This window comes from Cupriavidus sp. KB_39, from assembly GCF_052114485.1.
Lineage (GTDB): Bacteria > Pseudomonadota > Gammaproteobacteria > Burkholderiales > Burkholderiaceae > Cupriavidus.
On the sequence record NZ_JBFREV010000006.1, the window covers coordinates 25,873 to 40,833 of the forward strand.

Here is a 14,961-nt window from a genome sequence, read left to right on the forward strand (position 1 = left end):
CCGCGTCAGGTTCCGGCCCGGGGCGGCATGTTCGCGCCCGAGCTGGTCAAGCCGGCCATCGTCGACGCCTTCAGGAAACTGTCGCCGCGCGCCCAGTTGCGCAATCCGGTGATGTTCGTGGTCTACGCGGGCAGCGTGCTCACGTCGATCCTGTTCCTGCGCGCCCTGTTCAGCCCCGTGCAGGGTGGGGAATCGGCCGGCTTCATCCTGGCCATCTCGATCTGGCTGTGGTTCACGGTGCTGTTCGCCAACTTCGCCGAAGCCATGGCCGAAGGCCGCAGCAAGCAGCAGGCTGCCGCGCTGCGGGGGCTGAAGACCACGGTGACGGCACGCGTGCTGCGCCCGGGCCGGACCAACATCCGGGCCGACGGCGCCACCGAGGCGCGCATCGCCACGGACCTGCGTCGCGGTGACGTGGTGCTGGTCCAGGCCGGCGACATGATCCCCGGCGACGGCGACGTGATCGAAGGCGTGGCCTCGGTCGACGAGTCCGCCATCACGGGCGAGTCCGCACCGGTGATCCGCGAGTCCGGCGGCGATTTCTCGTCGGTCACGGGCGGCACGCGCGTGCTGTCCGACTGGATCGTGGTGCGCATCACCGCCAACCCCGGCGAGAGCTTTATCGATCGCATGATCGGCATGGTCGAAGGCGCCAAGCGCCAGAAGACCCCCAACGAGCTGGCGCTGACCATCCTGCTRGTGGGCCTGACGCTGGTCCTGCTGCTGGCCACGGCCACGCTGCAACCGTTCTCTCTATATAGCGTGATGGTGGCCAAGGCCGGCGTGCCGGTCTCGGTGACGGTGCTGGTGGCCCTGCTGGTGTGCCTGATCCCGACCACCATTGGCGGCCTGCTGTCCGCCATCGGCGTGGCCGGCATGAGCCGGATGATGGAGGCGAATGTGATCGCCACGTCCGGCCGGGCCGTGGAAGCTGCTGGCGATGTGGACGTGCTGYTGCTCGACAAGACCGGCACGATCACGCACGGCAACCGCCAGGCYGCGCGCTTTATCTGCGCACCGGGCGTGACCCCGCGCCAGYTGGCTGAGGCYGCGTGGCTGTCGTCGCTGGCCGATGAGACGCCGGAAGGCCGCAGCATCGTGGCGCTGGCCCGCCAGCAGCCCGACGCCACCGTCCCCGAAATGGGCGGCAAGGGCCTGGACGCCCCCGTGTTCGTTCCCTTCACCGCCCAGACCCGCATGAGTGGTGTGGACGTCACCCACGGCGCGCGGGTGCGCAGCGTGCGCAAGGGCGCCGCCGATGCGGTACGCCGCTACGTGGCCGACCGCGCCGGCAAGTTCCCCGATGCCSTGATGCAGGCCGTGGACGATGTGGCGCGCGCCGGCAGCACGCCGCTGGTRGTGGCGGAGGCGATCKCCGAAGGCACCGAGGACAGCGTGCGCGTGCTCGGCGTGGTCGAACTCAAGGACATCGTCAAGACCGGTATCCGCGAGCGCTTTGGCGAACTGCGCCGGATGGGCATCCGCACGGTGATGATCACCGGCGATAACCGCCTCACGGCGGCGTCGATCGCGGCGGAAGCCGGCGTGGACGACTTCCTGGCCGAAGCCACCCCCGAAGCCAAGCTGGCGCTGATCCGCGAGTACCAGCGCGAGGGCCGCCTCGTCGCCATGACCGGCGACGGCACCAACGACGCCCCGGCGCTGGCCCAGGCCGACGTGGCCGTGGCCATGAACAGCGGCACGCAGGCRGCGCGCGAGGCCGGCAACATGGTCGACCTGGACAGCAATCCGACCAAGCTGATCGAGATCGTCGAGATCGGCAAGCAGATGCTGATGACGCGCGGCTCGCTGACCACGTTCAGCGTGGCCAACGACGTGGCCAAGTACTTCGCGATCATTCCGGCCGCCTTCGCCACCACSTATCCGCAGCTCAACCTGCTGAACGTGATGGGGCTGGCCACGCCGGCGTCCGCGATCCTGTCGGCGGTGATCTTCAACGCGCTGATCATCGTCGCCCTGATTCCGCTGGCACTGCGCGGCGTGGTCTACCGCCCGCTCGGGGCGGCCGTGCTGCTGCGCCGGAACCTGCTGATCTACGGGCTGGGCGGCATCATCGTGCCGTTCGCGGGGATCAAGCTGATCGATCTGTTGCTGACGATGTTCGGCTGGGTCTGAGCCGAGTCGTCTAGGAGAAATACGCATGACTACGCAAACCAAGGCCSCCATGGGCGCCGCCGCAAACAACGTACCGCGCCAGCCGGGGCTGCTTCGGCCGGCGCTGACGATCTTCGTCGGCCTGGCGGTGGTGACCGGGCTGCTGTATCCCGGCGCGGTGACCGGCATCGCCCGCGCGGTGTTCCCGCACGAGGCCGCCGGCTCGCTGATCGAGAAGGATGGGAAGGTGGTCGGCTCGGCGCTGATCGGCCAGCCGTTCTCCGAGCCGAAGTACTTCTGGGGCCGCCTGTCGGCCACGGCGCCGATGCCGTACAACGCGGCGGCGTCGGTGGGCTCGAACCTCGGGCCGAGCAACCCGGCGCTGACGGACGCGGCGCGGGCGCGCATCGAGGCGCTGCAGGCCGCCGACCCCGACAACAAGGCGCCGGTGCCGGTGGATCTGGTGACGGCCTCGGGCAGCGGCCTCGATCCGCACATCAGCCCGGCGGCGGCCCGCTACCAGGCGGCGCGCGTGGCGCGTCTGCGCGGGCTGTCGGTGGCGCAGGTGGAGGCCCTGATCTCGGCGAACACGGAAGGCCCGGGGCTGGCCGTGTTCGGCGAGCCCGGGGTGAATGTGCTGAAGCTGAACCTTGCGCTGGATGGGGTGAAGCGGGGCGCCTGATGGAATGGATGCGCCAGCCCACGGCCGCCGGCCCCGTGGCAGAATCCGTCCCACCGCCCCCTCTACCATGACCCTCGCCGACAACCGCCCGGACCCCGACGCCCTGCTGCAACGCATGCAGRAGGAGGGCGCGCGCGCCGGGCGCGGCAAGCTGCGGGTCTACTTCGGCGCCTCGGCCGGCGTGGGCAAGACRTTYGCGATGCTCACCGCCGCCCGCGCGCTGCGCACGCAGGGGGTGGATGTGGTGGTGGGCGTCGTGGAGACCCACGGCCGCGCCGAAACCGAGGCGCTGGTCGCCGGGCTGGACAGCGTGCCGCTGCGCGAGATGCCCTACCGCGACCGCATCCTCAAGGAATTCGATCTCGATGGCGTGCTCGCGCGCCATCCCGCGCTGGTGCTGGTGGACGAACTGGCCCACACCAACGCCGCCGGCAGCCGGCATCCCAAGCGCTGGCAGGACATCGCCGAACTGCTGGCCGCCGGCATCGACGTCTGGACCACGGTCAACGTGCAGCATCTGGAGAGCCTGAACCAGGCCGTGGGCGGCATCACGGGCGTGCGGGTCTGGGAGACCGTGCCCGATGCCGTGTTCGATGACGCCGATGACGTCGTGCTGGTGGACTTGCCCGCCGACGAACTGCTGCGCCGGCTGCGCGAGGGCAAGGTCTACCTGCCCGAGCAGGCCCGCCACGCCGCGCGCAATTTCTTCCGCAAGGGCAACCTGATCGCGCTACGCGAGCTGGCGCTGCGGCGCACGGCGGATCGTGTCGATGACGACGTGCGCGCCTATCGCGACGCCCAGTCGATCGAACCGGTCTGGCGCACGCGCGAGGCGCTGGTGGCCTGTATCGGCACCGGCGACGACGCCGAGCAGGTGGTGCGCAGCGCGCGCCGGCTGGCCAGCCAGCTCGACTGCGACTGGCACGTGGTGACGATTGCCACGCCCCGGCTGGTGCCGCTGTCCACCGAGGTGCGCACCCGCGTGCGCGCGGCAATGCGGCTGGCCGAGGAACTGGGCGCCCGCACCGAGACGCTGGCCGGACACGATATGGTGCGCGCGGTCACCGGCTACGTGCGCCGCCACAATCTCACCAAGGTGCTGGTGGGCCGCGCGCGCACCGACTGGCAGCATGAAGGCGGATGGCTCGAACAGGGCCGCATGCTGCTGGGGCGCGCGTTGTCGCCGGTGCTGGGCGCCGGCAACCGGTTGATCGGCCGCCAGACCTTCGCCGATGCGCTGGCGGCCGGCTGCCCTGAAATCGACGTGATCCGCGTGGCGGCCGACACCACSCGCGCGGCGCCGCTGCCGGCCACGCAGGGCCTGCCGGCAGGGGCGATGTCCGAGGAAAACGTCGCCGAATCGGGTACGCGCCGCCTCGACTATGTCTGGTCGGTGGCCTGGTGCGCCGGGGCTACGCTGTTGTCCACATTCGCCCGGCCCTGGTTCGACATCGTCAACATCGCCATGCTGTTCCTGGCCGCCGTGGTGGGCGTGGCGCTGCGCCATGGGCGGGGGCCGGCGGCGCTGGCGTCGGTGCTGTCGGTAGGGGCGTTCGATTTCTTCTTCGTGCCGCCCCGGCTCTCGTTCGCCGTCAGCGACGTGCAGTATTTGCTGACCTTCGTCGTGCTGCTGACGGTGGGATTGGTCATCGGCCAGCTCACTGCCGGCCTGCGCGAGCAGGCGAGCGTGGCGGTGCGGCGCGAGACCGACGCGCGCACGCTCTACGAACTGGCGCGCGAGCTGTCGGCGGCGCTGACCACGCAGCAGATCGTCGAGATTGGCGGACGCTTCCTGCGTGCCGCGTTCGACGCCCACGCGTCGTTCTTCCTCGTCTCCGCATCGGGCCGGCTGCTTCCGGTGGCGGATCCCAATGAGACAAGTCCGAAAGAAGGTCGGACCACCAAGGGCGAAGCCATCGACACCGTGCTGGCCCAGTGGGTGTTCGACCATGGCGAAGCGGCCGGCACCGGCACCCACACGCTGCCGGGCAGCACCGTGCTGTACCTGCCGCTGAAGGCGCCGATGCAGACGCGCGGCGTGCTGGCCGTGGAGCCGCACGATTGGGGCGCGCTGGCCGACCCCGCGCTGCGCCGCCAGGCCGATGTGTTCGCCACGCTGATCGCCATCGCCATCGAGCGGCTGCACTATGTGGAGGTGGCGCAGCAGGCGCTGGTGTCGATCGAATCCGAGCAGCTGCGCAGTTCGCTGCTGGCRGCGGTGTCGCACGACCTGCGCACSCCGCTGACCGGGCTGATCGGCATGGCCGAGTCGCTCGCGCGGGCGCCGCTGCCGGCCGATGTGGCGGCCACCGTGGACGCCATGCGCGTCCAGGCCCACCGCATGCGGACGATGGTGGTGAATCTGCTCGACATGGCGCGGCTGCAGCGGCACGACGTGTCGCTGACGCGCGGCTGGCAGTCGATGGAAGAACTGGTGGGCGCGGCGCTGGCGGCGATGCGCGAGGCGCTGGCGGGGCACCCGGTGCAGGTGTCGGGGCTGGCGGCGCTGCCGCTGGTCGAGTGCGACGCCGTGCTGGTGGAGCGCGTGCTCTGCAACTTGCTGGAGAACGCTGCCAAGTACACGCCGCCGGGCACGACGGTGCGCATCGGCGGCGCCGTGGCCGGCGAGATGGTGCAGGTGTTCGTCGAGGACGACGGCCCCGGCGTGCCGGTTGGGCAGGAGCGCCGCATCTTCGAGAAATTCACGCGCGGCGCGCACGAGTCCGCCACGGCAGGCGTGGGGCTGGGCCTGGCGGTGTGCGACGCCATCCTGCAGGCGCACGACGGCCGCATCTGGGTGGAGCCGGTGCACGGCGCGGCGCCGCATGGCGCGCGCTTCACGCTCGCGCTGCCGCGCGGCAATCCGCCGGACATCGAGCCGGAAACCCTGCATGACCTCAACGACCTCAATGATCTGAGCGACCTGAACCAGGTCGCCAGGACGGAACCCTGAACGAGATGCCATTCGACTATTCGCCGACCGTCCTGCTGGTGGAGGACGAGCCCCATATCCGGCGCTTCGTGCGGGAATCGCTGCAGGCCGAGGGCTGCACCGTGCACGAGGCGGAGACGCTCAAGCGCGGGCTGATCGACGCCGGCACGCGCCAGCCAGACGTGGTGATCCTCGATCTCGGCCTGCCCGACGGCGACGGCATGACGCTGATCCGCGAGATGCGTACATGGACGCAGGTGCCGGTGCTGGTGCTATCCGCGCGTACCGAGGAGGCCGACAAGATCGCCGCGCTCGACGCGGGCGCGGACGACTACCTGACCAAGCCCTTCGGCGTGGGCGAACTGGTGGCGCGTGTGCGCGTGCTGCTGCGCCGCCACGCGCGCGCCAATCCGCAGGGCACGCCGACCATCGCCTTCGGCGACGTGCAGGTGGACCTGGCCAACCGCCTCGTCACGCGCGCCGAGGCGCCCGTGCACCTGACCCCCATCGAATACCGGCTGCTGGCGGTGCTGATTGCCCACCGCGGCAAGGTGATGACCCACCGCGAACTGCTGCGCGAGGTCTGGGGCCCGTCGCACGCCGAGAGCAGCCACTACCTGCGCGTGTACATGGGCCACCTGCGCCACAAACTTGAATCCGACCCCGCCCAGCCAGCCCACCTGCTGACCGAGGTCGGCGTCGGCTACCGCTTCGCGGCGTGAGCGCAACGCCCGGCTTGCGAGCCGGCGCCGATCGGGCTACCGTCGTGGCGTTGGCATATGAACGGAACGGCGAAAGCCGCGTGTCAGCTCCGCCTCGCAAGAGGTTTGCGCCCAAGTGCGCTGATAGCTGAAAGCAAAGAAGTCCGATTAGCAGTGCGAAGAAAGGGCTCCTTCGGGAGCCTTTTTCGTTTGCATCCCCATTCTCTGCAGGCGGTGTCCCCCAGTCTTCTGTGCCGTCCAATCCACGTACATAAGACGACTCGCATTCTGGCGAGCCGGTCGAAGCGTCGTCCGCTACACTGAATTGGTAGCGCCCCGTTCCGTCCGACCCCTGCTCGCCGGAGTCACGTCATGTCTGCCTCCCTTGTCCCGATTCGCCAGGCCGCAGCCGCTGTCATGGCGTGCATGGCATTTCTGGCCTGCGTGCTGTCCGTGGCCCATGCCGCACCGATGCGGGCCGCCACCGAGCCGCCGGCGCCCGCGCAGGCGCAGACGCGCGATGCGGTGACCGCTTACGAGGCTGGGCAGTTCGATGCCGCGCTGCAGGGGTTTGCCGCGGCGGCGCAGAAGGGCAACCGGCTGGCGCAGTTCAACTACGCGATGATGCTGTTGCGTGGCGAGGGCACGTCGCCCAAGCCGCAGGAGGCGCTGGTCTGGCTGCGCAAGGCGGCTGACAACCAGATGACACATGCGCAGTTCACATTGGGCGATCTGAACGAGCGCGGCGAGTTGGTGCCGAAGTCGCTCGTGGAGGCCAATCGCTGGTATGAGCGCGCGGCGCAGGGCGGGCATGTGCAGGCGCAGATGGCGCTGGCCACCAACTACTTCACCGGGCGGGGCGTGGCGCGCGACTACGGCAAGGCGTTCACCTGGTACAGCCGGGCGGCCACAGCCGGCGACGGTGGCGCGCAGTACATCGTCGGCAGCTATTACGAGCGGGGCGAGCCCGGCGTGGTGGACAAGGACATCGAGCAGGCCAAGATCTGGTACGCCCGCGCGGCGGCAGGCGGGGACCCCGGCGCGCTGGCCAAGCTGCGGTCGCTGCTGGAGGAAGGCCTGCGCGCCAAGAGCGGCGGGTCGATGTGAAGCGCCGCGCGCGCCACTTCGTCGGGGCCACGGCGCGGTCTGCCGATAGGGCTCGGTACAAGTCTTGCTTGCTGCATTCCATCCGGCCGATGCCCATCTGGACGATTCACTGACGCATTACTGACGATTCACCGCACCCCTGGGAGGTTGTAGTGGCTACGCACGTTGCGCTGAACCATGTCACGCATTACCGCTACGACCGCCCGGTGAATCTGTCACCGCAAGTCGTGCGGCTGCGCCCCGCGCCGCATTGCCGGACCCCGATCCTGTCCTATTCCCTGCGCATCGAGCCCGCGCAGCACTTCGTGAACTGGCAGCAGGACCCGTTCTCCAACTACCTCGCCCGCCTGGTCATCCCCGAGAAGACCACCAGCTTCAAGGTCACGGTGGACCTTGTGGCGGAAATGGCCGTCTACAACCCGTTCGATTTCTTCCTGGAGCCATCGGCCGAGACATTCCCGTTCGACTACGACGCCAGCCTCGGGCACGACCTCGCCCCCTATCTGGTGCGCGGCGAGCTGACCCCCCGCCTGGCGGCCTTCGTGGCCAGCATCGACCGGACGCCCACCGCCACGCTGGACTTCCTGGTGGCCCTGAACCAGCGCCTCCAGCACGACATCCGCTACCTGATCCGCATGGAGCCGGGCGTGCAGACGCCTGAGACCACGCTGGAGAACGCCTCCGGCTCGTGCCGGGACACCGGCTGGCTATTGGTGCAGACGCTGCGCCATCTTGGGCTGGCGGCGCGTTTCGTATCGGGTTACCTGCTGCAGCTGACGCCCGACGTGAAGGCCGTCGATGGCCCGGTAGGCGCCGAGACCGATTTCACCGACCTCCATGCCTGGTGCGAGGTCTACCTGCCCGGCGCCGGCTGGATCGGGCTGGACCCCACCTCCGGGCTGCTGGCCGGGGAGGGCCACATCCCGCTAGCCTGCACGCCGGAGCCCAGCGGCGCCTCGCCGGTGAGCGGGGCGGTGGACGAGTGCGAGGTCTCCTTCGAACACCATATGTCGATCACGCGCATCTATGAGTCCCCGCGCGTGACCAAGCCCTATACCGAGGCGCAATGGATGGCCGTCGATGCGGCCGGCGCAGCCGTCGACCGGACGCTGGAGCAGATGGACGTGCGCCTGACGATGGGCGGGGAGCCCACCTTCGTCGCTGCGCGCGACCGCGAGGGCGCCGAATGGAACACCGACGCGCTCGGCCCCACCAAGCGCGGGCTGGCCACCGAACTGGTGCAGAAGCTGCGCGCGCAATATGGCGAGGGTGGCTTCCTGCACTTCGGCCAGGGCAAGTGGTATCCGGGCGAGCAGTTGCCGCGCTGGGCGCTGTCGATCTGCTGGCGTGCCGATGGCGTGCCGTGCTGGGAGAACCCGGCGCTGTTCGCCGATGAGCGCGAGCCGGACGCCTACACCGACGCCGACGCCCGGCGCTTCATGGAAACCCTGACCGCCCGGCTCGGCCTGGCTTCGCATTTCATCCTGCCCGGCTACGAGGACGTCTGGTACTACCTGTGGCGCGAGCGCAGCCTGCCGGTCAACGTCGATCCGCACGAGGCGCGGCTGGAAGACGCCATGGAGCGCGCCCGCCTGCGCCGGGTGTTCGAAGGCGGCCTGTCGCGCGTCACCGGCTACGTGCTGCCGCTGGCCCGCGCCACGCAGGAGCCGCCGTCGCGCAATGACGCCGCATGGATTACCGGCCCGTGGTTCCTGCGCGATGACCGCATGTATCTGCTGCCCGGCGATTCGCCGATGGGTTACCGGCTGCCGCTCGACGCCCTGCCGTGGGTGTCCGAGGCCGACTACCCGTGGCAGTTCGATCAGGACCCCTTCGCCCCGCGCGCCCCGCTGCCGGCCACTACACCGCTGCGCAGCCAGTTGCCGGCGCCGGCCGGCGGGCTGTCGCTCGAACCGACCGGGCTGGGTCCGGCCGCCATGGCGGTTCGGCGCGCCCAGGCGCGCGGCGAGGCCGTCGCCCCGGCACCGTCCGGGCCCGCAACACCAGCGGAGCCAGCACCCGCACCGGTCGCCACGGCCGACGCAGCGGGCCTGGCCCCGGCCTTCACCCGCCCGCCCGCGCTTGGCGAGTCGGCGGCGGACATCATCCGTACCGCGCTCTGCGTGGAAGTGCGCCATCCCAGCCGCGCGGCCGGCCCGGCCGTCGAGTTGAAGGCGATGGGCGACAAGCGCGGCATCCTCTATGTCTTCATGCCGCCGCTGACCGTGCTCGAGGACTACCTCGCGCTGGTGGCCGAGGTGGAAGCCACGGCGGCCGARCTCGGCATGAAGATCGTGATGGAAGGCTACCCGCCGCCGCGCGATCCGCGCCTGAAGCTGCTCCAGGTCACCCCGGACCCGGGCGTGATCGAGGTCAACATCCATCCGGCCAGCAACTGGGCGGAACTGGTGGATCACACCGAGTTCCTCTACCAGGCCGCGCACGAGACGCACCTTTCCACCGACAAGTTCATGCTCGATGGGCGCCACACCGGCACCGGCGGCGGCAACCACTTCGTGCTCGGCGGTGCCACGCCGGCGGACAGCCCCTTCCTGCGCCGGCCTGACGTGCTGGCCAGCCTGATCGCCTACTGGCACAACCATCCCGCGCTGTCCTACCTGTTCTCGGGCCTGTTCATCGGCCCGACCAGCCAGGCGCCGCGCGTGGACGAGGCCCGTAACGACCAGCTCTACGAACTGGAGATCGCCTTCGCGGAACTGCGTCGGCAGGTGGCGCTGCACGAAGGCGCCGGCGATGGCCACACCCCGCCATGGCTGATCGACCGGGCACTGCGCAACCTGCTTGCCGATGTGACGGGTAATACGCATCGATCCGAGTTCTGCATCGACAAGCTCTATTCCCCCGATGGCGCCACGGGCCGTCTCGGCCTGCTGGAGCTGCGCGCCTTCGAAATGCCGCCGCACGCACGCATGAGCCTGGTGCAGCAACTGCTGCTGCGGGCGATGGTCGCCCGTTTCTGGCGCACGCCCTATACCGCGCGGCTCACGCGCTGGGGCACGGCGCTGCACGACCGCTTCATGCTCGGCACCTTCGTGCAGATGGATCTGGAGGACGTGCTGGCGGAGATGCGCAGCGCCGGCTTCGTGTTCGAGTCCGCGTGGTTTGCGCCGCACTTCGAGTTCCGCTTCCCGCGCGTGGGCGAGGTGGAGGCCGAGGCGGCCGGGCTCTCGCTGCAACTGCGCGCGGCGCTGGAGCCGTGGCACGTGATGGGCGAGGAGGGCGCGGCGGGCGGCACGGTGCGCTATGTCGATTCGTCGGTGGAGCGGCTGGAGGTGCGCGTGCTCGGCATGAACGAGACCCGCCATGTGGTGACGGTGAACGGCCGGACCATCCCGCTCCAGCCCACCGGGCGCGCYGGCGAGTACGTGGCAGGCGTGCGCTACCGCGCCTGGGCGCCGCCGTCGTCGCTGCATCCGACCATCGGCTCCCATGCCCCGCTGACCTTCGACGTGGTGGATACGTGGATGGATCGCAGCGTAGGGGGATGTCAGTATCATGTTTCCCACCCCGGCGGCCGTAATTACCAGACATTCCCGGTGAACGCCTACGAGGCCGAAAGCCGGCGGCTGGCCCGTTTCTTCACCATCGGCCATACGCCGGGGCGGTCCGTGGCGCCGCCGGTGGAACGCAGCCTCGAATTTCCCTTTACGCTCGATTTGCGGCAGATCTAGCCCGACACCCTCCCCCGGAGACCCCTCCCCGTGCCCTTGCAGTCGTCGCTTCCCCTCGACGGATCGGACAGCCCGGCTGCCATGGCGAGCCGGCTGGCCCTGCCCGTGCCGTCCGGCCATCTGGACGAGCTGCGCCTGCCGGACGGCACGCTGCGCGCGCCCTGGGCGCGCTTCTTCTCGGAACTGGGCGAGCAGGGCGACCTGGGCAACCTGAGCCCGGACGCGCTGGCGGCGCGCGCGGCGGCAGTGGCGCGCCAGATCCGCGACAACGGCGTGACCTATAACGTCTATGCCGACCAGGGCGGCGGCGCGCGGGCGTGGCAACTCGAATTGCTGCCGTTCCTGATCGCCGAGGAGGACTGGGCCGTGATCGAGGCCGGCGCAGCCCAGCGCGCCACGCTCGCCAACGCCATCATGGCCGACATCTACGGCCCCCAGACACTGCTCACGCGCGGCCTGCTGCCGCCGGGGCTGGTCTACGGCCATCCCGGCTACATGCGGCCCCTCAAGGGCTACCAGCCGCCCGGCGGCAGCTTCCTCCAGACCATGGCGATCGACCTCGTCCATACCGACGATGGCTGGACCGTCATCGCCCATCGCACGGAAACCCCGTCGGGCATGGGCTACGCGCTGGAGAACCGGCTGATCATCTCGGGCCAGTTCGCCGATGCCTTCCGCGAGATGCGCGTGCGGCGCCTGCCGCCGGCCTTCGCCCAGCTGATCTCCACGCTGGCCCACGCGCCGCTGGTGGCGGGGGCGGATGAAGGCACGTCGCTGCCGTCGAGCGGCGGGCTGCACATCGTGCTGCTGTCGCCGGGGCCGTTCAACGAGACCTACTTCGAGCACACCTTCCTGGCGCGCTACCTCGGCATCACGCTGGTGGAAGGCAAGGACCTGACCGTGCGCAACGACATGGTCTACCTGAAGACGTTCGGCGGGCTGGAGCGCGTGGACGTGATCCTGCGCCGGCTGGACGACGTGTTCTGCGACCCGCTGGAGCTGCGCAGCGACTCCACCATCGGCGTGCCGGGGCTGCTGGAGGCGATGCGGGCGGGCAACGTGATGGTGTCGAACGTGCCGGGCGCGGGTTTCCTGGAGTCGCCGGCGATCCACGGCTTCCTGCCGGGCATCGCCCGCGCGTTGCTCGGGGAGACGCTGATCCTGCCTGCGGTGTCGAGCTGGTGGTGCGGCGAGGCCGCCGCGCAGGACGAGGCCATGTCGACGCTGACCGAGGCCTTCGTCATGCCGACCTATCCGCGCGTGCCGGGCGAGCCGCGCCTGGGCATGGAGCGCGGGCTGCAGCCGCTGGAAGACTGGCGCGCGCGCATCGCCGAGACGCCGGACCGCTACACGCTGCAGGCGCCGCTGCCGCTTTCGCACACGCCGTGCTGGGAGCCGGACGGGCGCGGTGGCGGGCGGATTGGCTCGCGGGCGTCCATGCTGCGCGTGTTCGCCATCGCCGATGGCAACGGCGGCTGGCAGGTCATGCCGGGCGGATTCATGCGACTGGCGCCGCCCCGGCTGGAGGCGGTGTCGATGCAGCTGGGCGGCACCAGCGCCGACACCTGGGTGCTCTCCAGCCAGACCTCGGGCGCCGTGCCACTGGCCGCGCGCAGCGGGCTGGCGGGGGCGCCCGCCTCGCGCCCGCTGGCCGTCTCCAGCCGCGCCGCCGAGAACCTGTACTGGGCCGGCCGCTACGCGGAGCGCGCCGAGAACACCGTGCGCCTGTGCCGGCAGATCCTCGGATCGATCGAATCGAACGATGAAACCGACGACGGCACGCTGAACATGATCAGCCAATTGGCGCAGTGGTTCGGCCTGGTGCCGGCCCAGACGCCGTCGCCGCAGGCGTCGCTGCGGGTGTTCGAGCGCAGCCTGGTGTCCGCGCTGGCCGATGCCAGCGGGAGCGCCGGCGTGGTGCAGACGCTGGCCAGTCACGCCCGCGCCGCCAACGAGATCCGCAACCGGCTCTCGAACGACCACTGGCGCACCATCCTGGCCGCCCGCAACGACTTCCATGACGCGATGGCCGCCGCCGCGTGCCCGGCCGGCTCGGCCAGCGGCGAGGGCTCGTACGACCGCTCCCGGGTGCTGGTCGCGCTSGAGCAACTGTCGATGCAGCTCGGGGCGATCAGCGGCGCGCAGGGCGACCGCATGTCGCGCGACGAAGCGTGGCGGCTGGTGTTCATCGGCCGTCATATCGAGCGCGTCTCCACGCTGGCGCTGTTCCTGGAGGTGGCCGAGCGCAGTGGCGCGCTGCGCTCGCGCAGTGGCTTCGACCTGCTGCTGCACCTGTTCGACAGCACGCTGACCTACCGCTCGCTGTTCCCGGGCCGGACCGACGTGCCGGCGCTGGTGGACCTGCTCGTGCTGGACGCCACCAACCCGCGCGGCCTCTACGGCGTGCTGGACCGCCTGCGCGAGAAGCTGGTGCAGTTGCCGACCGGCGCCACGGGCCAGGCCCGCGTACCGCTGGCGGAACTGCTGCCGCCGGCCAGCGCGCTGCCGTCGCGCACGGTGCTGTGCGCCACCGATGACGAGGGCCGCCATGCCACGCTGGCCGCGCTGTGCGACCAGCTCGGCGCGCGCATGGCCAAGCTGTCCGATGAAATCGGCGGCCGGTACTTCAGCCATGCCGGCGTGGCGCCGGAAACGGACCTGCCATGAGCGTGCATCCCGTGCCCGCCGCCAAGCCGCCGGCCACCCCGGCGCCGACGCCGGAGGCCGACGCCCCGKCCACCCTGAGCGTGCACCACGTCACCACCTACCAATACGCCTGGCCCGTGGAGCACGCGCAGCAGCGCGCCGTGGTCACGCCGCCGTCCTACCCGTGGCAGGCCGTGAGCGCGCACTGCACCGACATCGATCCGCAGCCCTCGCACCATCACGTGCGCACCGATGCCTTCGGCAACAACGTGCTTCATTTCATGCTCGACGTGCCGCACGAGACCATGCGGCTGACCACGGCCAGCACGGTCACGCTGACGCCGCGCTGGGCCACGCTCGACCCGGCCCGCAGCCCGCCGTGGGAGAAGGCCGCGCAACGGCTGCGCTACCGCGCCGGCCAGCCGTTCGATCCCGAGGCCGAGTTCGTCTTCGCCTCGCCCAATGTGGCGCTGCACGCGGACCTGCGCGACTACGCCCGGCGCAGCTTTACGCCCGGGGTGAGCGTGGTGGCTGGCGCCATCGACCTGATGCACCGCATCCACGCCGATTTCGAGTATCACGCCGAGATCACCGAGGTCCACACGCCCGCGCTGGAGGCCTTCGCGCTGCGCAGCGGCGTGTGCCAGGACTTCGCCCAGGTGATGATCGGCTGCCTGCGCTCGCTCGGGCTGCCCGGGCGCTATGTCAGCGGCTATCTCCGCACCGACCCGCCGCCGGGCGAGCCGCGCCTGCTGGGCGCCGATGCCTCGCACGCCTGGGCCGGCGTCTGGTGCCCCGGGAACGGCTGGGTCGATCTCGACCCGACCAACGCCATGCTGGCCGACACCCGCCACGTCACCCTGGCCATCGCGCGCGACTACAGCGACGTGCCCCTGCTGCACGGCGTCATCGTGGGCGGGGGCGAGCACACGGTGGAGGTGGAGGTGAGCGTGGTGCCRGTGGAGTGATCGGCGGCGCCCGCGCATCATCTACCCGGGGATCCATGTACTTCAGGAGAGGGACCGCGGAACATGGTGGCGTCCTGGACGTTGTGGCGCCATGATGCGCGCCGTCCACCRATGGCAC

Annotated in this window: 8 protein-coding genes; all 8 read left to right on the forward strand. The window is 70.4% G+C overall.

The window, feature by feature from the left end; translation table 11 throughout:
- Nucleotides 1-27 precede the first annotated feature (27 nt).
- The 8 genes from kdpB (at nucleotide 28) to AB4Z27_RS06535 (ending at nucleotide 14,843) form a co-directional block, all read left to right on the forward strand.
- Complete coding sequence (gene kdpB / locus AB4Z27_RS06500; RefSeq protein ID WP_441644159.1) at nucleotides 28-2,136, forward strand: potassium-transporting ATPase subunit KdpB; 2,109 nt, start codon at nucleotides 28-30, stop codon at nucleotides 2,134-2,136.
- A 25-nt stretch (nucleotides 2,137-2,161) separates the two neighbouring features.
- Nucleotides 2,162-2,797, forward strand: a complete 636-nt coding sequence (kdpC, locus tag AB4Z27_RS06505; protein ID WP_441644114.1) for a potassium-transporting ATPase subunit KdpC — start codon at nucleotides 2,162-2,164, stop codon at nucleotides 2,795-2,797.
- A gap of 67 nt (nucleotides 2,798-2,864) precedes the next feature.
- Nucleotides 2,865-5,750, forward strand: coding sequence for a DUF4118 domain-containing protein (locus tag AB4Z27_RS06510; RefSeq protein WP_441644115.1), 2,886 nt, complete (start codon nucleotides 2,865-2,867; stop codon nucleotides 5,748-5,750).
- 5 nt (nucleotides 5,751-5,755) lie between these two features.
- On the forward strand, nucleotides 5,756-6,451 hold the full coding sequence (gene kdpE / locus AB4Z27_RS06515) for a two-component system response regulator KdpE (RefSeq protein ID WP_092291206.1): 696 nt from the start codon (nucleotides 5,756-5,758) through the stop codon (nucleotides 6,449-6,451).
- A 396-nt stretch (nucleotides 6,452-6,847) separates the two neighbouring features.
- Entirely contained in the window at nucleotides 6,848-7,537 is a 690-nt protein-coding gene (locus AB4Z27_RS06520) for a tetratricopeptide repeat protein (protein ID WP_369823465.1), read from the forward strand.
- Nucleotides 7,538-7,689: 152 nt separating this feature from the next.
- Nucleotides 7,690-11,229, forward strand: coding sequence for a transglutaminase family protein (locus tag AB4Z27_RS06525; RefSeq protein WP_441644116.1), 3,540 nt, complete (start codon nucleotides 7,690-7,692; stop codon nucleotides 11,227-11,229).
- Nucleotides 11,230-11,259: 30 nt separating this feature from the next.
- Complete coding sequence (locus AB4Z27_RS06530) at nucleotides 11,260-13,896, forward strand: circularly permuted type 2 ATP-grasp protein (protein ID WP_441591494.1); 2,637 nt, start codon at nucleotides 11,260-11,262, stop codon at nucleotides 13,894-13,896.
- Nucleotides 13,893-14,843, forward strand: coding sequence for a transglutaminase family protein (locus AB4Z27_RS06535; RefSeq protein WP_441644117.1), 951 nt, complete (start codon nucleotides 13,893-13,895; stop codon nucleotides 14,841-14,843). Before AB4Z27_RS06530 ends, AB4Z27_RS06535 begins: the two co-directional genes overlap by 4 nt.
- Nucleotides 14,844-14,961 lie beyond the last annotated feature (118 nt).

Coding starts and splice junctions, on each gene's coding strand:
- kdpE (WP_092291206.1), top strand. CDS start 5,756: ATGCCATTCGACTATTCGCCGACCGTCCTGCTGGTGGAGGACGAGCCC.
- AB4Z27_RS06520 (WP_369823465.1), top strand. CDS start 6,848: ATGGCGTGCATGGCATTTCTGGCCTGCGTGCTGTCCGTGGCCCATGCC.